This is a genomic window from Gluconacetobacter dulcium (genome assembly GCF_014174165.1).
GTDB lineage: Bacteria > Pseudomonadota > Alphaproteobacteria > Acetobacterales > Acetobacteraceae > Gluconacetobacter > Gluconacetobacter dulcium.
In genome coordinates this window covers 48,042-65,513 of sequence record NZ_JABEQN010000012.1, presented here as the reverse complement: position 1 = coordinate 65,513, position 17,472 = coordinate 48,042, and the positions used below count along the sequence as shown (strand labels likewise).

At 66.2% G+C, this 17,472-nt stretch carries 18 protein-coding genes, 1 pseudogene and 1 riboswitch; of the genes and pseudogenes, 7 read left to right on the top strand and 12 right to left on the bottom strand.

Features of this window, described 5'->3' with window-relative positions:
• Nucleotides 1–16: 16 nt before the first annotated feature.
• From HLH25_RS10955 to alr, 4 genes are all read right to left on the bottom strand, one after another.
• Nucleotides 17–643 carry a LysE family translocator gene (locus HLH25_RS10955; RefSeq protein WP_182974102.1) on the bottom strand — a complete coding sequence of 209 codons (627 nt, stop codon included), beginning with the start codon at nt 641–643 and terminating at the stop codon, nt 17–19.
• Between the two features lie 14 nt (nt 644–657).
• A complete protein-coding gene (locus HLH25_RS10950) occupies nt 658–1,701 on the bottom strand; it encodes a threonine aldolase family protein (RefSeq protein WP_182974101.1) in 1,044 nt (347 codons plus the stop codon).
• A gap of 58 nt (nt 1,702–1,759) precedes the next feature.
• Nucleotides 1,760–1,864, bottom strand: a riboswitch (SAM-I-IV-variant riboswitch).
• Nucleotides 1,865–1,972: 108 nt separating this feature from the next.
• Nucleotides 1,973–3,229, bottom strand: coding sequence for a D-amino acid dehydrogenase (locus HLH25_RS10945; protein ID WP_182974100.1), 1,257 nt, complete (start codon nt 3,227–3,229; stop codon nt 1,973–1,975).
• A 19-nt stretch (nt 3,230–3,248) separates the two neighbouring features.
• Complete coding sequence (alr, locus tag HLH25_RS10940; RefSeq protein WP_182974099.1) at nt 3,249–4,412, bottom strand: alanine racemase; 1,164 nt, start codon at nt 4,410–4,412, stop codon at nt 3,249–3,251.
• A gap of 193 nt (nt 4,413–4,605) precedes the next feature.
• Between alr and HLH25_RS10935 the strand changes: the two genes are divergently transcribed.
• The 3 genes from HLH25_RS10935 (at nt 4,606) to HLH25_RS10925 (ending at nt 6,337) form a co-directional block, all read left to right on the top strand.
• Entirely contained in the window at nt 4,606–5,043 is a 438-nt protein-coding gene (locus HLH25_RS10935) for an Lrp/AsnC family transcriptional regulator (protein ID WP_114726723.1), read from the top strand.
• Between the two features lie 10 nt (nt 5,044–5,053).
• Nucleotides 5,054–6,004: a CHAD domain-containing protein gene (locus HLH25_RS10930; RefSeq protein WP_220791782.1), complete on the top strand. Its 951-nt coding sequence runs from the start codon at nt 5,054–5,056 to the stop codon at nt 6,002–6,004.
• A gap of 126 nt (nt 6,005–6,130) precedes the next feature.
• Entirely contained in the window at nt 6,131–6,337 is a 207-nt protein-coding gene (locus HLH25_RS10925) for a hypothetical protein (RefSeq protein ID WP_182974098.1), read from the top strand.
• Nucleotides 6,338–6,495: 158 nt separating this feature from the next.
• Here HLH25_RS10925 and HLH25_RS10920 read toward each other — a convergent pair whose 3' ends face one another.
• Nucleotides 6,496–6,783 carry a DUF1330 domain-containing protein gene (locus HLH25_RS10920; RefSeq protein WP_182974097.1) on the bottom strand — a complete coding sequence of 96 codons (288 nt, stop codon included), beginning with the start codon at nt 6,781–6,783 and terminating at the stop codon, nt 6,496–6,498.
• Between the two features lie 380 nt (nt 6,784–7,163).
• Between HLH25_RS10920 and HLH25_RS10915 the strand changes: the two genes are divergently transcribed.
• The 3 genes and pseudogenes from HLH25_RS10915 to HLH25_RS10905 form a co-directional block, all read left to right on the top strand.
• Entirely contained in the window at nt 7,164–8,114 is a 951-nt protein-coding gene (locus tag HLH25_RS10915) for an ion channel (protein WP_182974096.1), read from the top strand.
• A 142-nt stretch (nt 8,115–8,256) separates the two neighbouring features.
• Nucleotides 8,257–10,122, top strand: a complete 1,866-nt coding sequence (locus tag HLH25_RS10910; protein ID WP_182974095.1) for a methyl-accepting chemotaxis protein — start codon at nt 8,257–8,259, stop codon at nt 10,120–10,122.
• 188 nt (nt 10,123–10,310) lie between these two features.
• Nucleotides 10,311–10,511: pseudogene (locus HLH25_RS10905) on the top strand (IS3 family transposase); the annotation flags it as partial.
• Nucleotides 10,512–10,609: 98 nt separating this feature from the next.
• Here the strand turns inward: HLH25_RS10905 and HLH25_RS10900 are convergent.
• Genes HLH25_RS10900 through HLH25_RS10885 form a run of 4 tightly spaced genes read right to left on the bottom strand, consistent with a single transcriptional unit; the run spans nt 10,610 to nt 13,713 of the window.
• Nucleotides 10,610–10,924, bottom strand: coding sequence for an antibiotic biosynthesis monooxygenase family protein (locus HLH25_RS10900; protein ID WP_182974094.1), 315 nt, complete (start codon nt 10,922–10,924; stop codon nt 10,610–10,612).
• On the bottom strand, nt 10,909–11,745 hold the full coding sequence (locus tag HLH25_RS10895) for a heme ABC transporter ATP-binding protein (RefSeq protein ID WP_182974093.1): 837 nt from the start codon (nt 11,743–11,745) through the stop codon (nt 10,909–10,911). Before HLH25_RS10895 ends, HLH25_RS10900 begins: the two co-directional genes overlap by 16 nt.
• A 10-nt stretch (nt 11,746–11,755) precedes the next feature.
• A complete protein-coding gene (locus HLH25_RS10890; RefSeq protein WP_182974092.1) occupies nt 11,756–12,784 on the bottom strand; it encodes a FecCD family ABC transporter permease in 1,029 nt (342 codons plus the stop codon).
• Entirely contained in the window at nt 12,781–13,713 is a 933-nt protein-coding gene (locus HLH25_RS10885; protein WP_310889092.1) for a heme/hemin ABC transporter substrate-binding protein, read from the bottom strand. The genes HLH25_RS10890 and HLH25_RS10885 overlap by 4 nt, the downstream gene beginning before the upstream one ends.
• Nucleotides 13,714–13,981: 268 nt before the next feature.
• Between HLH25_RS10885 and bfr the strand changes: the two genes are divergently transcribed.
• Nucleotides 13,982–14,470 (top strand): bacterioferritin, encoded by a 489-nt coding sequence (gene bfr, locus HLH25_RS10880; RefSeq protein WP_182974091.1) that lies wholly within the window; start codon nt 13,982–13,984, stop codon nt 14,468–14,470.
• A gap of 357 nt (nt 14,471–14,827) precedes the next feature.
• Here bfr and HLH25_RS10875 read toward each other — a convergent pair whose 3' ends face one another.
• The 3 genes from HLH25_RS10875 to HLH25_RS10865 form a co-directional block, all read right to left on the bottom strand.
• Nucleotides 14,828–15,391 (bottom strand): hypothetical protein, encoded by a 564-nt coding sequence (locus HLH25_RS10875; protein ID WP_182974090.1) that lies wholly within the window; start codon nt 15,389–15,391, stop codon nt 14,828–14,830.
• A gap of 308 nt (nt 15,392–15,699) precedes the next feature.
• Entirely contained in the window at nt 15,700–16,191 is a 492-nt protein-coding gene (locus tag HLH25_RS10870; RefSeq protein WP_182974089.1) for a hypothetical protein, read from the bottom strand.
• Nucleotides 16,188–17,450, bottom strand: a complete 1,263-nt coding sequence (locus tag HLH25_RS10865; protein WP_182974088.1) for an aminopeptidase — start codon at nt 17,448–17,450, stop codon at nt 16,188–16,190. The genes HLH25_RS10870 and HLH25_RS10865 overlap by 4 nt, the downstream gene beginning before the upstream one ends.
• Nucleotides 17,451–17,472: the final 22 nt, after the last annotated feature.

The window sequence follows — 17,472 nt, the reverse complement described above, 5'->3', positions numbered from 1 at the left end:
GCGTCCTGTTCTTTCCTTATTTCGGATCGTGCAGCAGCAGAACGCAGCCGAACAGGATGAACAGGGCGCCGCTGGTGCGCTGCATGCGCCGGCGCCAGGTGGTGCGGGACAGCACCGCCGCCAGCCGGGCGCCGCTGCCGGCATAGACGAGGTACCACAGCACTTCCACCACCGCCGAGGTTGCGATCAGCAGCGCGTATTGCGGAGCCTGCGGGGCGGCGGGATTGACGAATTGCGGCAGGAACGACGCCGCGAAGATGATGGCCTTGGGGTTGCTGGCGCCGACCAGGAACGACGTGCGCAGCGAGCTGTGCCAGGCCAGTGGCGGCAGGGCGGCGCCCTCCGCCTGTGCGGCGGGGGCATGTGACAGCCAGCCGCGTATGCCAAGCTGGATCAGGTAGAAGGCACCGGCGAATTTCAGGATCGTGAACAACAGGGGCGAGGCCGCCAGCACCGCGCTGAGCCCCAGTGCCGAGGCCGCCATCAGCGCGACCAGCGACAGCAGGCAGCCCGTCATGTCCGGGAGTGCCCGCCGCACCCCGTAGCGGATGCTGGCGGTCATGATATGCGTCATGTTCGGCCCCGGAATGGCCGAAAGCAGGAACACGGCATTGAGGTAGAGCAGCCACGATTGCAGCGTCATGACGGGGAGGGCTCCTATGCCGCGTCGGCGGTCGTGAGCGCGCGCAGGTCGGCGGCAAGCGCATCCACGCGGGCAATATGCGAATCCCACGCGAACATGAAGCGGGCGCTGCCGCCGATGAAGGTATAGAACCGCCAGCCCCGCGCGTGCAGCCCTGCGGTCAGGGTCTCCGACAGTTTGAGAAATACGCCGTTGGCTTCGACGGGGAACATGATTTCCACCCCCGGAAGCCCCTCGACCTGCCGGGCGAAATGGCGGGCGCAGGCATTGGCGTGGGCGGCATGCGTGCGCCAGGCGCCGGTTTCGAACATCACGGCCCAGGGCGCCGAGAGGAAGCGCATCTTGGAGGCCAGTTGCCCCGCCTGCTTGCAGCGGTAATCGAAGCCTTCGGCGAGGGCGCGGTCGAAGAAGATCACGGCTTCGCCGATCGCCATGCCGTTCTTGGTGCCGCCGAAGCTCATGACATCGACACCGGCCCGCCACGTCATTTCGGCCGGGGCGCAGCCCAGGGTTTCGACGGCGTTGGCGAAGCGCGCGCCGTCCATGTGCAGCCGCAGGCCCAGTTCGCGGCAGGTGGCGGAAATCGCGCGGATCTCGTCCAGCGTATAGACCTGCCCGGTCTCGGTCGGCTGGGTGATGGTGACGGCCTTGGGGCGCGGGAAATGGATGTCGGTGCGGCCCAGCACGAACGCGCGGATCGTCTCGGGCGTCAGCTTGCCGTTGGTGGTGCGGCCGACCAGGATCTTGGCGCCGTTGGAGAAGAATTCCGGCGCGCCGCATTCGTCGGTTTCGACATGGGCGATATCGGCGGCGATGATGCTTTCGTAGGACTGGCAGAGCGATGCCAGCGCCAGCGAATTGGCCGCCGTGCCGTTGAAGACGAAGAATAGTTCGCAATCGGTCTCGAATGTCCGGCGGAAGGCGTCGGCGGCGCGCAGCGTCCACGGATCGTCGCCATAGGCGGTGGCCGAGCCGCGATTGGCCTCTTCCATCGCCCGCAGGGCTTCGGGACAGATACCGGCGTAATTATCGCTGGCGAATTGCTGGGTGTTGGGCATCGCGGTTGCGGCCTTTCCTCGCTTGCTACAGGCACCACGAGGATCGATGACAGTGAGGTAGCGGTCCGTTTTTTGCCGGATCGGCCACATCTTCCCATAACGGGAACGCCACCTTGCTCGGATGCAGGTTGGTGCCGGGAGGTCCCGGCTCTGGATGCGGCGCGCACCATATCGCAGCGTATCGGCGGCGGCAAGCGAGCCCCCGGCGCATGGCGGGGGGGGCGACTGGATGGGAAAAGGCGCCCGGCGGTTGGGCCGGGCGCTGCCTGGATCAGGCTTTATAGCGGCTGAGCGCCAGATCCTCGTGCGCGATGTCCGGCTTGCGGCCCGAGAGGATGTCGGCCAGCACCCGGCCCGAGCCGCAGGCCATGGTCCATCCCAGCGTGCCGTGGCCAGTATTGAGATAGAGATTGTCGATTCCGGTCGGGCCGATGATCGGCGTGCCGTCCGGTGTCATGGGGCGCAGGCCGGTCCAGAAGGTGGCGGCCGGCACGTCGCCGCCGCCGGCGAACAGGTCGGTCAGCGAATGTTCCAGCGTGGCCCGGCGCGGGGCGCGGAGCGTGGTGCTGAAGCCCGCCAGTTCGGCGGTGCCGCCGACGCGGATGCGGTCGCCCAGTCGGGTGATGCCGATCTTGTAGGTCTCGTCCATCACCGTGGAAACCGGGGCGCGCGCGGCATCGACGATCGGGGCGGTGATGGAATAGCCCTTCACCGGATAGATCGGCAGGTCGAGCCCCAGGCCGCGCACCATGGCGGGCGAGAAACTGCCCAGCGCCAGCACGTACGAATCCGCCTCCATCCGGCCCCGGCTGGTGTCGATGCCGGCGATACGGCCCCCCTCGCGCTTCAGGTCGCGGATCGTGGTGTCGTAGAGGAAGGTCACGCCGCGTTCCGCCGCCATCGCGGCAAGGCGCTGGGTGAACATGTGGGCGTCGCCGGTCTCGTCGCCCGGCAGGCGCAGGCCGCCCACGAGCTTGCCCTGCGCCGCCGCCAGGCCGGGTTCGGCCCGCACGCAGCCGGCGGCGTCCAGCAGTTCGTAGGGCACGTTGTACTGGTCCAGCACGCGCAGGTCTTCGCCGATATGGTCGAGCTGCTTCTGCTTGCGGAAGACCTGGAGCGTGCCCTGCTGGCGGTCGTCATAGGTGATGCCGGTGCTGGCGCGCAGTTCGGTCATGACGTCACGGCTGTATTCCGCCAGCCGGACCATGCGGCCCTTGTTGCGGTCGTAGGCGGCGGTGGTGCAGTTGGCCAGCATCTGCGTCAGCCAGCGCCACTGGTGCGGGTCGGCCATCGGGCGGAATACGAACGGGCGATGGGCCATCAGCAGCCAGCGCACGGCCTTGAGCGGCACGCCCGGCCCGGCCCAGGGGGAGGAATAGCCGGGCGAGACCTGGCCGGCATTGGCGAAGCTGGTTTCCAGCCCCGCCGCCGGCTGGCGGTCGATGACCGTGACCGTGTGTCCGGCCTGCGCGAGGTACCAGGCCGAGGTCACGCCGACCACGCCGCCGCCGAGAATGATGATCTTCATGATGTGTCGTCAGGTCCGCTCAGGAGAGGGAAGAGGCCGCGCCGTCCGCGACATAGGCGCGGTGGTAGCGGTGGCCCAGGGAAGTCAGGATTTCGTAGCCGATGGTGCCGGCGCCGCGCGCGACCTCGTCGACTCCGTGCTGCGGCCCCAGCAGGTCGAGCATGGCGCCGGGGGGGGTGAGGGAATCGGGGGCGTCGGTAATGTCGACGGCCATCGAATCCATCGAGATGCGGCCGACGATCGGCAGGGGCTGGGTGCCCAGCCAGGCGCGGCCCTCCCGCGCCGCGTGGCGCATGAAGCCGTCGGCATAGCCGGCGGCGATGGTCGCGATCCGGCGTCTGCTGGTCGGGCGGTAGGTCAGGCCGTAGCCCACACCGTCCCTGGGGCCGACGGTGCGGGTCTGGAGAATGCGCGCCTGCAGGCGCACCACCGGGCGCATGGGGTTGGGCGCGGTGCCGTTGGGCGCCACGCCATAGAGGGCGGCGCCGGGACGCACCAGGTCGAAATGGAAATCCGGCCCCAGGAAGATACCCGACGAGGCGGACAGGCTGAGGGGCGCGGCCGGCAGGCGGGCGCGCATGGCCAGCAGGCGGTCACGCTGATGGGCGCTGGCCGGGTCGGACGGGTCGTCGGCACAGGCGAGGTGACTCATGACCAGGCAGTGCCCGATGCCTCGCCAGTCGTCGGGGTCGGCGTCGATCCGGTCGAGATCCTCTTCCGACAGGCCGAAGCGCGACATGCCGGTATCGAGTTGCACCGCCGCAGGCAGGGGGCGGCCCAGCCGGTGGGCAAGGGCGCGCCAGGCGCCGATCTGCTCGACGCTGTTCAGGACCGGGATCAGGTCGTGGTGCACGCAATCGGCCTCGGCCCCGGTCAGCGGACCGTGCAGGACGAAGACCCGGCTTGTGGGGGCAATATGAGGACGCAGGGCGATGCCCTCATCCACATGCGCGACGAAGAAGGTACGTGCACCGGCCTGCTCCAGCATGGGGGCGACCCGTGCCGCACCCAGCCCGTATGCATCGGCCTTGACCACCGCCGCGCATTCCGCGCCGGCCGCACGGGCCCGCACCGCGCGGTAATTGGCGCGGATGGCGTCGAGGTCGATCGTCAGGGTCGCACCTGCCCGGGCACGCGGCCAGCCGGCGTCGTACGAATGGGGAATTGGGGTGGAATGGGGCATGGGCGGCGCGGCCTCGACCGATCAGGGCATGGGGGTGTGCGCCATCAGCTTAGGCTGCCTTGGACTGATATTTCCTGCCGAATGATTGCATGATCTGTCGCTGAGGTGGGAAATATGCAATTCTCTGCGTCTAAATGGCAGGATCTGCCGGGATGGTTGCCGAAGCATGATAGGTTCCGATTCAAAACAAAAAATGGACCGGGCGACCGGAGCGATTCTGCGTCATCTGAGCCAGGATGGGCGCATGACCAATGCCGACCTGGCGCAGCGGGTCGGGCTGTCTCCTTCGGCCTGCCTGCGCCGGGTGCGGCAATTGGAGCAGGCCGGAGTGATTCGCGGCTATCGCGCCATCATTGACGAGCGCGGGCGCGAGGCGACGACGATCGTGATCGTGCGGATTACGCTGGACCGGCAGACGGAGGAATGTCTGCGGCGGTTCGAGGCGCGGGTGAAGACCTGCCCCGATGTGCGCCAATGTTATCTGATGACGGGCGATGCCGATTACCTGCTCCATGTCGCGGTACGCGATGCGGCGGATTACGAGCGTATCCATAACGAGGAACTTTCGCGCCTGCCGGGCGTGGCCCAGATCCAGAGCAATTTCGCCATTCGTCCCGTGGTCTGGCGATAAAGGAGGGCGCATGCCGGACCAGAGCGAGACCGTCATTCCCGACAGCCATCGTGCCGAGCCGGTGGAACTGGAGAAGGATGATACCGTGCGTCGCGCCGTGGTGCGGATTGCCCGCGTCCTGCGCGACCATTTGGAGGCCAACCTGCCGGTGGCGATGGATGGGCGGAATGTGGAGGGCGTGCATCAGGTACGTGTGGCCCTGCGTCGCTTTCGCGCGCTCGCGGGGCTGCTGCGGCGCGATTATCCCAGCGCGACGCTGGACGAAGCAGCGGCGCGGGCGCGCATGCTGGCGCGTGCTGTCGGCGAGGCGCGGGATTGGGATGTCTTCATGCTGGAGACGCTGCCCGGCCTCAGCCCGCTGGGGCGGGCGGGGGTCAATGTCGTCGGGCGCCTGCTGCCGCTGGCCCGGCCTCTGCGCGATGGCGCCTACGCGCGGGTCCGGCAGGTGCTGGCCAGCGCGGATGCCGAGTGGCTGCTGAATTTCATGGGGAATCTTGCCGATGGCAGCCTGTGGGACGAGGCGCGGTCGCCAGCGGCGCTGAAGGCGCTGGAAGAACCGGCGGCCGATTTCGCCGCCCGTCATCTGGCACGACTGCATCGCAAGGCGCGACGCCGTGGCCGGGGGTTCGCGCGGCTGACACCGCCGGAGCGTCATCAGGTGCGGCTGGCCCTGAAAAAACTGCGCTATGCGTCGGAATTCTTCATCGCGCTGCATGCGCCGGGGCAGAAGGGCGGGCTCTATTTGCAGCGTCTGGCGGCGGTGCAGGCGGCCTTGGGGGTGGATAGCGATGTGTTGACCACCGGGCGGTTGCTGTCGCTGTTCGACGGCGAGGCGGGCGGTGAGACGCGCCATGTGGTGGGCGCGGTAACCGGCTTTCTGTGCTGCCGGCAGGATGCGACCCACGAGGCGGCGCATAGGCGGTGGCGCAAGTTTCGCCGCACTCCGGTCTTCTGGGTTTGAAGTCGGGAAAGGCGTTCATCGGATTGTCATGAAGTCTTCATCGGGCCGTCGTTGCTTCCGGTCCGGTATCGTGGTCTTGAACCCGCATTCTTACGGACATGCTGCCGCGAGAAGGAGAGCCATGTCATGATCAAATCCGAGATCGTCGAGATCGACGGTGTATTCGTCGGGGTTGTCATCCAGTCCCGTCACGATGGAACGCGCGTCTTTCGTGCCATTCACGAATGGCTGCGTCCGCTGAACGGGCAAATCATGGCATCGCTTCAGGATGCGCGCGTGCTGGCGGCCAGCCTGTTCCGCCGGCAGCGGGTCGCGTCACTCGCCGCCGCCTGACGACCAGACTGGCAGGCTGTTTGAATGCGTGTGTTCAAACGGGCGAAAATGATCTTAAAAAACAATAAGATAGAGTATTTCCACCAGGCCGCTTTTCGATGGAAATACTCTGGAAACGCGCCCAGGATAACCGCCCGTGCGTGTTTCCAGATGGATGCTCAGGTGCCCTGGACGATGACGACGCGGTAGGACGACCCATTCCAGCGGTGCTTCACCACCTCCTGGTAGGCGGGGCTGTCGTACCAGGCGCGTGCTGCCTCGATATCGGGGAACTCCAGGATCACCACGCCTTCGGGCGGTGTTCCTTCCAGCACCTGCTGGGAGCCATAAGCCGCCAGCACCTTGAGGGGATGGCCGGCGAAGCTCTTGGCGACAGCCTGCCCGTAGGCGTCGAGTTCCGATTGGTCGGTGGTGGATTCGCGGGTAAAGACGATATAGGCGGTCATGGCCTGTTTTCTCCTGTGGAAAAATGATTCTGCCATGACGGCTGGTGGCCGGCCACCCGCCGTCACGTCATTGTGGTCGGGTGCGCATCAATGGGTACGCTGTCATACAGTTCCAGCGCCAGATCGTCCGGATCGGTGAAGAAGGTGAAGCGTCGGCCGCTCAGCGCGTCGATCATGGTATCGAGATCCCGCACCGAGAAAGCTTGATGCCGCAGGCCGAGGACGCCCGTGTAGAAATTCTTCGCGTCACTCCAGGCCGGAAAATAGGCCGTGGGAAGAGCGTCGCACGCATGAGACCTGCGCGATCGATGCCATTACGGAGTATGCGATTTTGACGTCATTCTCGCTGCAATCATTCATGCGGGGAAGGATTCGCGGCAATGGGCGGGGCTTCGGAGCCGTCGGGGCAGCAGAAGAGAGCGGGAAAAAGACTTCTGGCAGCCCATGTGCCGCAGGCGCTGTCTCGCTTGCGGCTTCATCGTGCGCTGGAAGGGCGGAGCGATGACAATATCGTGCGGGTGGGTCATGCCGACAGGGCGTGGTCCGATTTCTATCACCATGCCCTGACGATCCGCTGGAGCAGTTTCTTCTGGTATGCTCTGGCTAGCTATGTCGTGGTCAACGCCGCGTTCGCGCTGCTTTACATGATGGTGCCACGGGAGATTACCGGCACGCGGCCGGGCGTGTTCTGGGATTACTTCTTCTTCAGTATCCAGACTTTTTCCACCGTCGGTTATGGTGTGATGGCTCCGGTGGGCCGGTCGGCGCATGTCATCGCGTCATGCGAACTGTTGGGGGGTATGATCTTGAATGCGGTGGCGACCGGACTGGTCTTTGCACGGTTCGCCCGACCACGTGCCCGGCTCATGTTCAGCAACAGTGCCCTGATCCGCAAGGATGGCGATACGGCGCATCTGAGCCTGCGCATCGCCAACCGGCGATTGAGCCCGATCCTGTCGGTGGATGTGGAATTGTTTCTCTCGCGCCTGATCGTCCAGCCGAACGGACGGCTGGCCCGGCAGTTCGATCCGCTGGTGCTGGTGCAGTCGCATATTCCGGTCCTGCGTTTCGCCTTTTCGCCGATGCATGTCATCGACGCGCACAGCCCGCTGAACGGCCTGACGATCGAGGCATTGCGCAAGGAGGAGGCGGAGATCGTCCTGACCGTGACTGGAACCGACGAGGTCTCGGGGCAGAGCGTCTTTGCCCGCACGGCCTACGGCTTCGACCGGGTGCTGTACAATCACCGTTTCGTCGATATCATCGACGCCTCGGCCGACGGGCGGATCACGGTCGATTATACCCGCTTCCATGCGACGGAAGGGGAGTGACCGGCAGGAAGCCTCTCGGGTACCATACCGGGCTGGTAATGCTGCATCGCACAATGATGCGGAACTGAATCTGCCCGCTTGTTTATTTTGGCTGACGAGCGCCTGATTGCGCAAATGCTTGCATTTGGAGATGAGCATGCGCATGACCGGGAAAACCGGCCTCGTTGGCACAGTAGTTGGGGTGACCTGTATTTTTATGCTGGTCTGTGTCGTCTTCGTAGCGACCAGCGTCACGCATGTGGTCCGTCGGGAGATGGAACAGGCGGAGACAGCCAATCTTCGCAATGGCATGCGTGCGGCGGTCGCCATTCTGGAGCGGGATCTTCCGGGCGTGCATGTGGCATGGGGGCCGAACGGCACCGTGGGTCGCATTACCGCCGATGTTCTGCCGGCCCGTTTCAGCAGCCATTCCATGGTCGATGCCGTGGGCGACGTGGTGGCCGGAGGCACGACGCTGTTCGTGCTGGATGAGGCCGGCCATGATTTCATCCGCCGGACGACCAATATCAGGGGACGTGACGGGAAGCGCGTGATCGACACGCCGCTTGACCCCGCCGGCGCACCGTTCAGGGCCATGATGCGGGGCGAAGCTTTCGAAGGCGTGGCCCAGGTTCTCGGGGTGCCGTATTATACTCTGTATCAGCCGATCTTTTCTTCTCAGGGCAACAGGATCATCGGTGTCGATTCCGTTGCGATCGTGGCGACGCGCGTCGATGCCGTGACCGACAATCTGATCTGGACGATCGTCTGGGTCGCGGGCGCGATGCTGGCGCTGAGTGCCGTTCTGATGAGTGTGGTCACCGTTCGGCTGATGCGGCCGCTGCCGGTCATGACCCGCGCGATGAAGGCCCTTGCGCGGGGAGAGGTCGATGCTCCGATCCCCTTTGCCGGGCGTGCGGACGAAATCGGCGCCATGGCCAAGGCGGTAGAGGTGTTTCGCGTGGCCGCCATCGACAATGCGCGGCTTGAAGCGGAAACCGCAGCCAGCCGCAAGGCCGAGATCACACGGCTGGAACGCCAGGCGAAGGCCGATGAAGAGGCCAGGGAACGTGTGCGGGTTGTGACCAGCGGACTGGCGGATGCGCTGAGCCGGGTTGCCGGGGGCGACCTGTCTATCCGGATCGAGACGGCATTTTCCGAAGAGTTCGAAATCCTGCGCAATGATTTCAACCGTTCGGTGGAACAGTTGGCCGGGACGTTCGCCTCGGTCTCGACCACCGTGGATGCGATCGACAACGGCACGCGGGAACTGGCGAGCGGGGCCGACAATCTGGCCAGCCGGACGGAGCATCAGGCGGCATCGCTGGAACAGACGGCTGCTGCCGTCGCCGGGATCGTGGAGAGTGTTCGCGTGGTGGCGCAACGCTCCGAGGAGGCCCGCAAGATCGGTGCGCAGGCGCGGGAATCGGCTTCGCTTTCGGTGACGATCACGGGGGAGACCGAAGAGGCCATGGGGCGGATCGAAAGCGGGTCGAAGGAGATGGCGTCGATCGTGGATGTGATCGACAATATCGCCTTCCAGACCAATGTGCTTGCGCTGAATGCCAGTGTGGAGGCCGCGCGCGCCGGCGAGAGCGGACGGGGCTTTGCCGTGGTGGCGACCGAAGTGCGCGCCCTGGCGCAGCGTTCTGCCGATGCGGCGAAGGAGATCCGCACGCTGATCCGCCGATCGGCGGAGGATGTGCGCGAAGGGGCGAGCCGGGTGCACAGCAGCGGCAACGCCCTGCGGACGGTCACAACCTTTATCGGCGAGATCAGCCAGCATCTGGATGCCATCGCGATGGCGACGAAAGAGCAGTCGTCCAGCCTGTCGGAAGTGAATGTCGCCGTTGGCTCGCTGGACCAGACGACGCAGCAGAACGCCGCCGTGTCGGAGGAATTCAACGCCGCGTCGCGCAGCGTGGCGGGGGAGACGACCCGGCTGGCCGCGCTGGTACGCCAGTTCCGGCTGCCGGCGAACGGGAAGGGGCATCGAGTCTCGCGGCGCGCACCGCTCGCACTGGCCTGAAGCTGGGCAGGTCTTCTGGCAACGGGACCGTCCCGATCCGTTTCCCAGCGCCTTGCCAAGGGTGGCGTTGTCCGTTGTTAAAATAATAATGTCTCACAATTGAGTCTTGCGGATCAGTGATCGGGTCGCGATCGAACCTATTGGTGGGGCGTTTGAAACAGCCACATGGCTGGGGCGGTCGAGGGAACAAGCTTGGCGCGGCAGAGATTTTTAATTCGGATCAGGTCGCAGTTCACGACACCCCGGTTCACGGAAGTGCTGGAGGAACGTCAGGTCCGCATCAGCATGGACGGTCGCTGAAATACGAATGCGTCTATCTGCACGCGTCCGAGATGGGATCGGAGTTGCGAACGGACCTGGCAAATTGGATCGGGTTTTACAACGGCCGATGGCTGACAGTCACGCCGTCAGAATGGCGACGTGACACCAATCGGGTATAGCTTATCAAGGCCGTAAATCTGTCCGAACAACCTGGGGCACCTCTGAATTAGAGTGTGACGTTCTGCAGCACTTCGAACCCTTCGAAGACCGGCGGCCCGATCGTCAGTTTCTTGCCTTCGCCAGCGGTGGCATGGGCCTGGCGGAACTGTTCGGATTGCGTCCAGGCGATGAAGGCGTCACAGGATTCCCAGACGGTGTGGGAGGCGTACAGTATGTAGTCGTCGCGCCGGGGACCCTTGAGGAACTGGAACGAGACGAAGCCTGGAACCGTCTTGAGCAGCACGTCGCGGTCCAGCCAGCGGCGCTGGAAGGCCGCTTCGCATTCGGGGGTGACGCGGAACCGGTTCATGGCGATATACATGATGCGCTCTTTCTTTCGGTTGTGGCCCGGAACCGGGCGAAATCATGCGGAATGACGAACGGACGTTCGGTTTCCACATGGATGCGAAGGCGGGGGGCGGCAATGTCGAACGCCGTCTTCAGCATGTCCGGCGTCAGGACCTCGGCTGGCGCTCCTTCCGCGCAGGTGCGGCCATGGTTCAGCACGAGGATGCGGTCCGCGCGGCTGGCGGCCCAGTTGAGGTCGTGCAGCACCATCAGGCAGCCACCGCCCTGGCGGGCATGGTCGCGTGCGATGTCCATCACCAGGCGCTGCCGGGCGAGGTCCTGGGCCGAAATCGGTTCGTCGAGCAGCAGGAAGCCGGGACGGCCCGCGTGCATGGATGGGGCGAGCTGGGCGAGCACCCGCGCGAGGTGCGCCCGTTGACGCTCGCCGCCCGACAGGCTCATGACATCGCGCCCGGCGAATGCCTCCAGGCCGACGCGTCGCAGGGCTTCGCTGGCGATGGCCTCGCGCCGGGCGGGCGGGCATGGGGGGCGGATGCCCAGCCGGACCAGCTCGGCGACCGAAAAGCGGGCGCGCAGGACCGAATCCTGGCCGAGCATCGCCCGTCTTGCCGCCAGTCGTTCCGGTGGCAGGTCGCCGATCGGGGTGCCGTCCAGGCTGACCGTGCCCGAGGTCGGGGCCACGAGCCCGCTGGCCAGCCGCAGCAGCGTGCTTTTTCCCGCGCCGTTCGGCCCGATGACGGCGACGATCTCTCCCGGATGGAGCGTCAGCGACACGGCATCGAGCAGGGGGCGCTCCCTGCTGTGAAGTGACACGGTGTCGAGGCGCAGCGTCATGGGTGATCCGTCATGACGGGACATCGACATCGTGGAGGCGGATCAGCAGCCAGACGAAGAGGGGCGCGCCGATGGCGGCCGTGACGACGCCCACCGGTACGTCCGCCGGAATGGCGATGATCCGCGCGATCGTATCGGCCGTCAGCAGCAGGATGGCGCCCAGCAGCGCGCTGCCCGGCAGGACCAGCCGGTGGTCCGGCCCGGTGACCATCCGCACCAGATGCGGCACCACCACGCCGATAAAGCCGATGACGCCGACGAAGGCCACGACAGGGCCGGTGGCAACCGAAACACCGAGCATGGCCAGCCGCTTGGCCCGTTCGACGCGGTAGCCCATCAGCGCCGCGTCGGCCTCGCCCAGCAGCAGGGCGTTCAGGGGGGAGGCGAGGCCGGCCATGAGGATCGCGGCCGCCAGCAGGAAGGGCAGCAGCAGGCCGATGCGTGTCCATGTCGCGCCGGCGAGGCTGCCCATGGTCCAGAAGGTCAGGTCGCGCAGGGCGGTGTCGTTGGCACGGAAGATCAGGATGCCGGTCAGCGCGGCGGCGAAGGCGCCGAGCGCGACGCCGGTGAGGATCACCAGGTTGGTGGAGGTCACGCCCTCGCGGGTCGTGATCAGATAGAGCAGCGCCGTGCTGGCGAGGCTGCCCGCCATGCCGCCGACCGGTACGCCCCAGCGCCCGATGGCGCCGCTGCCCAGCCACGCGCCGCCGGCCGCGATGACGATCGCGGCCCCCAGCGCCGCGCCGGACGACACGCCGATCAGCCCCGGATCGGCCAGCGGATTGCGAAACAGCCCCTGCATGACCGCGCCGGAGGTGGCGAGTGCCGCGCCGGTCAGGGCCGCCAGTACCACCCGAGGGGCGCGGATCTGGCTGAGGACCAGCCACGCCACGTCGTCGCGGCCCGCCGAGCCCGGATGCAGCAGCCCGCCGAGGCCGAAGCCGGTGGCGCCGATGGCCAGTGCGGCGATGGCGGTTGCCAGCAGCAGCACCGCCAGGCCGGCCATCGTGGCGCCGAAGCCGGGGCGGCGGATGATCATGCCGGCATCGCGGCGTCGATCATCCGGGCGAGGTCGAGCGCCGCGTCGGGCGTGCGCGGGCCGAAGCCCAGCAGGCGTTCGCCCTCCATGGCGATGATGGCGCCCTTCTGGCCGGCCGGCGTGAGGCGGAAGCCGGGATCGGCGAGCAGGGCGGCGCGCAGGCTGGCGGCGTCCTGTGCCATCGTCAGTACGATATCCGGCCGCAGGGTCAGCAGGGCTTCATCCTCGACGATCTTGTAGCCCTGCATGCCGGCCCCGGCGTTGGTGGCACCGGCCAGCCGGATCACCGCGTCCGCCGCCGTTCCGCTGCCGGCGGCCAGCGGATGGCCGTTGGTCATCCGCATCACGAACAGGATGCGCGGCGCCCGTGGATGGGCGGCCCGCCATGTCGCAAGGGCGCTGAAGCGGGCGTCGATCGCGGCGCTCAGCGCGTCGCCAGCCGCCCTGGCGCCGACCACGCGGGCCAGGAAGCGGGTCCGGTCCCGGATCGCGTCGGTGGAAGGCGTGGACTCCACGAACACCACGGGAACCGAGGACGCAATGAGTTGGTCCATGGCCGTTGGCGGACCCGCATCGTTCATCGCGAGGATCAGGTCCGGGCGCAGGGACAGCACGCCTTCGGCGGAGATCGCGCGCATGTAGCCGAGGGATTTCTTCTCGCGCAGGGCCTGTGCCGGCCATGTGGACGTGATGTCGACCGCGACGATCCGGTCTGCCGCGCCCAGCGCGTAGAGGGTTTCGGTAATGGTGCCGCCGATGCTGGCAATCCGTCGAGCCGGGCCGATTGTGACGGACCGGCCCCGGCAGTCGGTGATCTTGCCTGCGTCGCTGATGCCTGCCGCCATGGCGGAAAGGGGACAGGCGCCAGCGATCGCCATGATCGCCGCGCGGTGGAACTGTCTGCGGTCGAGAAGGCGGGGCTGTCGCACTGTGTCGTCTCCAGAACGGCGAACCGATTGTACCGGCACGCAGAATGTCGATTTTTCGACTCTATATGAGAATGATTATTATTACAAGCATTGCGCATTCGGGCGACCTTCCGCGACCGCGGGTGCCGCCAATTCGGGGGCTTGTCGCTTGCGAGTGATAATCACATCTATTATCATATTGATATATATGCGTTTTATGTTTGCAATCGGAGCGTGGCCGGGTGTAGTTCAGGGAACGAAGCGTTGCCCCAATCATCGGAGACGGCACATGGCCATCAAAGACCCCAAAGTTATCGAACACCTGAACACGCAGCTCACCAACGAGCTGACGGCGATCAACCAGTATTTCCTGCATGCCCGCACGCTGCGCCACTGGGGCGTTACCCTGCTGGGGAAGAAGGAATACGAGGAATCAATCGAGGAGATGCGTCACGCCGACTGGCTGATCGAGCGCATTCTCTATCTCGGTGGCCTGCCGAACGTGCAGCGGCTGAACACCATCCTGATCGGCCAGAACGTCCAGGAGATCCTGGAATGCGATCTGAAGCTCGAGCAAAAGGCGCTCGACGACCTGCGCGAGGGCATCGCCTACTGCGAGAGCGTGCGCGATTACGTGTCGCGTGACCTTCTTCTGAAGATCCTCGATAACGAGGAAGAGCATGAAGATTTCCTCGACCGTCAGTTCGACCTGATCAAGCTGGTTGGAATCGAACGCTACATTCAGCTGAACTCGGCCCCCGCTCCCGACCAGACCTGAGACCCTGCCTGTAAATGCGCGCTGGTGGCGATCCGGCGCGCGTTTCCTGCGCTCCGGTGCTCACGGCCATTGAGGCCGCTCCGCTCCGATGCTCGGAAACACACGACGGGCGCGGCCCTGGCGGGCCGCTCTCGCTCACCAGCCCACATTTCCAGGCAGGGTCTGCGTGGCCGCCTGAGAAAGGCTGCTGACGGCCACCAAGGCTGCTCCGCTCTGGCGTTCGGAAATACACGACGGCGTGTCGCTTTGCGGCGTTCTGGTTCACCAGCCTACATTTCCAGGCACGGTCTGCGTGGCTGCCTGAGAAAGGGGCCTGTTCCGCTTGTCCGGCCGTATTCCCATTCCGGCTGTGAAGGCTCAGGACGCGGCGTGTTCGGGCGCTGTGCGGGGCCACAGGACACGGGTGGTCTTGATATCCAGCCCGTGCCAGCGGGACATGGTCATCAGGCAGGCACCGCCGAGCACCAGCTTTTCTTCCGCCGGGAGGCGCGGCTGGGCGTAGGGCAGCCGGTAGCCGGATGCCGTGAGATAGTCGCCCAGCATCTTTACCGCCGCCACGAACCGGGCATGGACCGAGGGGCGGGAAAAGACACGATACAGGGCCGCGCCGACTTCCGGCGTGTGGCCCTGCTGGGCGGCTGCCGTGGCATGCAGGAAGCTCTGCTCGGTGGCCGTAAGCTGCGCGGCGCCGGCCGTGCCGACCGCGAGGCCGGGCAGGCAGAGATGCGCCATGCGACCGAAGGCGTCCTGGAAGGCGTGCGCCATGGTGGCATGCGCGGCCCGCGAGCGTGATACGGGCGGCTGGGCGGTCAGTCTGTTCGCCTGCCGGGTCGCCCATTGCGCGGACAGGCGCCGGATGATCCGGACCGTCAGTCTCTCAGCGGGAGACAGGTCGTGAAGGCGGGGCATTGCGTCAGTCATGGGACACTCCCGATCGGCCGTTGCGCTTCGTGCGTGAACATGGCCTTAACTGAGAACGCCTCTCAATTGCAATACAAAACCCACTGTTCATCATGCCGTCATGACGCGTGGGGGCGTGTCTGGTTTCCTAAAAGCTGTGATTTTTTGAAGAGGAATCAAGTCCGTCTGGATCCGTGCCCGGTGGCGTTTTTTTCTGCGGGCGGTCTCGTCGGGGGTGATCACGCTTGCGTGAAACGATGACGCCCCGATTCCGTCATCCGAAATCGGGGCGTCGTTCAGTCATGGGCCGCTGCTGGAACCGTCGGGTCTCAGTTCATCGCCTGCAACAGGGCATCGGCGTCCTGCTGGTGGGCGCGCAGCAGGGCGACATTGGCCGGGTTGGGGGTGGGCGCATGCGCATCCGCCGGCGGCGGCTGGCGGATCAGGGACTCGGTCAGCCCGAACGAACTGAGCCCGAGCACGAAATCGCGGGCCGTGAAGCCGTGCGCGGACAGGATCGGCGCCAGGCCCGGTATGGCGGCGGTCTGGTCGATCGTCTGCGCCAGCGACAGGTTCTGGGCGTTCGGCGGGCTGATGTTGGCGGCCCTGATGGCGTTCAGGGTCGCCGTCATGCGCGGCAGGAAGTCGGCCGGCAGCGGATATTGCGCCGCCGTCTGCATGTCGCGCTGGAAAGCCGCGATTTCGGCGGCCGAGGGCTGGCGTGCCTGCTGGGGTTGCTGCTGCCGGGCTTGCTGGGCCATAGCCGCCGCGGGCAGGGCGGCGGCCAGCGCGGCCGCCAGGATCGTCAGTCGTTTTGTCATACCGTCTTGACCCATTCACCATGTTTCATCAGGGGTTCGCGGGCGCCATCCTGGGTGATGGCGGTCACGTCGATTTCGGCCGAGCCGATCATCCAGTCGATATGGATGAAGCTGGTATTCGCGCCTCGGGCCTCAAGCTGCTCCGGCGTCTGGCCTTCGGTTTCCACCATGCATTTCGTGTAGGCCTGGCCCAATGCGATGTGGCTGGAGGCGTTCTCGTCGAACAGCGTGTTGCGGAACAGCACGCCGCTCTGCGAAATCGGGGAGGAATGGGGCACCAGCGCGACCTCGCCCAGGCGCCGGGCGCCGTCGTCGGTCGCCAGGATGCGTTCCAGCACCGTCTGGCCCTGTGTCGCGTGGGCCTCGGTAATGCGCCCGCCCGCGAAGCGTACCGCGATGCCGTCGATCAGCGTCCCCTGGTGGAACAGTGGCTTGGTGGCGCGGACGAAGCCTTCGACCCGTCGCGCGTGCGGGGTGGTGAAGACTTCCTCGGTCGGGATGTTGGGGTTGCACACGATGCCGTTGCGCGCGGGCTCCGAGCCGCCGGCCCAGGCATGGCCGTCCGCCAGGCCGACCGTGAGGTCGGTGCCGGGCCCGGTGAAGTGCAGCGCCGCGAAGCGCCGGTCGTTCAGCCAGTCCGCGCGCCGGTGCAGGGTCTCGTTATGGGCGGCCCAGGCGGCTACCGGGTCGTCGACCGTCACGCGCGACGCCTGGAAGATCGCATCCCACAGCCGCGCCAGCGCCCGCTCGGGGGGCTCGTCGGGGAAGACCTGCTCCGCCCATGCGGGGGTGGCGCAGGCGACGATGTTCCAGTTCACGGCGAAGCTGGTGATCAGTTCCATCGCCGGGCGGCCGGCCAGCGACGCGGCCTTGCCGGCGCGGGCTACGCGGTCGGGGTCCTCCTCGCTCAGCAGCACGGGGTTGCCGCCGGTGATGGCCATGCGGGCCGCGCCCGCGCGGTAGGCATTCGCCATGCCGTCATGCAGCCAGTTCGGCGCGATGTCGAACGCATCGTCCGGCGCGTAATGGAAGCGCGCCAGGGTCACCGCGTCGTCGGCATAAAAGGGGGTCACCAGCGACGCACCGGCCCGATAGGCATGTTCGGCGATTTTCCGCACCAGCGGCACGGCGTCCAGCGGCGCCGTGATCAGCACCTGCTGGCCCGGCGCGACGTTCAGCCCGGTCCGGACCGCGACTTCGCCCAGACGGTCCAGAAGCCTGTCATGGGACAACCCGTCAGGGGACGATGAGGATGTCATTGAAAGCGGATATCCTGCTCAC

Excerpts from the sequence above, each read along its gene's own strand:
- HLH25_RS10955 (WP_182974102.1), bottom strand. The coding sequence starts at position 643 with ATGACGCTGCAATCGTGGCTGCTCTACCTCAATGCCGTGTTCCTGCTT.
- HLH25_RS10950 (WP_182974101.1), bottom strand. The coding sequence starts at position 1,701 with ATGCCCAACACCCAGCAATTCGCCAGCGATAATTACGCCGGTATCTGT.
- HLH25_RS10945 (WP_182974100.1), bottom strand. The coding sequence starts at position 3,229 with ATGAAGATCATCATTCTCGGCGGCGGCGTGGTCGGCGTGACCTCGGCC.
- alr (WP_182974099.1), bottom strand. The coding sequence starts at position 4,412 with ATGCCCCATTCCACCCCAATTCCCCATTCGTACGACGCCGGCTGGCCG.
- HLH25_RS10935 (WP_114726723.1), top strand. The coding sequence starts at position 4,606 with ATGGACCGGGCGACCGGAGCGATTCTGCGTCATCTGAGCCAGGATGGG.
- HLH25_RS10930 (WP_220791782.1), top strand. The coding sequence starts at position 5,054 with ATGCCGGACCAGAGCGAGACCGTCATTCCCGACAGCCATCGTGCCGAG.
- HLH25_RS10925 (WP_182974098.1), top strand. The coding sequence starts at position 6,131 with ATGATCAAATCCGAGATCGTCGAGATCGACGGTGTATTCGTCGGGGTT.
- HLH25_RS10920 (WP_182974097.1), bottom strand. The coding sequence starts at position 6,783 with ATGACCGCCTATATCGTCTTTACCCGCGAATCCACCACCGACCAATCG.
- HLH25_RS10915 (WP_182974096.1), top strand. The coding sequence starts at position 7,164 with ATGGGCGGGGCTTCGGAGCCGTCGGGGCAGCAGAAGAGAGCGGGAAAA.
- HLH25_RS10910 (WP_182974095.1), top strand. The coding sequence starts at position 8,257 with ATGACCGGGAAAACCGGCCTCGTTGGCACAGTAGTTGGGGTGACCTGT.
- HLH25_RS10900 (WP_182974094.1), bottom strand. The coding sequence starts at position 10,924 with ATGTATATCGCCATGAACCGGTTCCGCGTCACCCCCGAATGCGAAGCG.
- HLH25_RS10895 (WP_182974093.1), bottom strand. The coding sequence starts at position 11,745 with ATGACGCTGCGCCTCGACACCGTGTCACTTCACAGCAGGGAGCGCCCC.
- HLH25_RS10890 (WP_182974092.1), bottom strand. The coding sequence starts at position 12,784 with ATGATCATCCGCCGCCCCGGCTTCGGCGCCACGATGGCCGGCCTGGCG.
- bfr (WP_182974091.1), top strand. The coding sequence starts at position 13,982 with ATGGCCATCAAAGACCCCAAAGTTATCGAACACCTGAACACGCAGCTC.
- HLH25_RS10875 (WP_182974090.1), bottom strand. The coding sequence starts at position 15,391 with ATGACTGACGCAATGCCCCGCCTTCACGACCTGTCTCCCGCTGAGAGA.
- HLH25_RS10870 (WP_182974089.1), bottom strand. The coding sequence starts at position 16,191 with ATGACAAAACGACTGACGATCCTGGCGGCCGCGCTGGCCGCCGCCCTG.
- HLH25_RS10865 (WP_182974088.1), bottom strand. The coding sequence starts at position 17,450 with ATGACATCCTCATCGTCCCCTGACGGGTTGTCCCATGACAGGCTTCTG.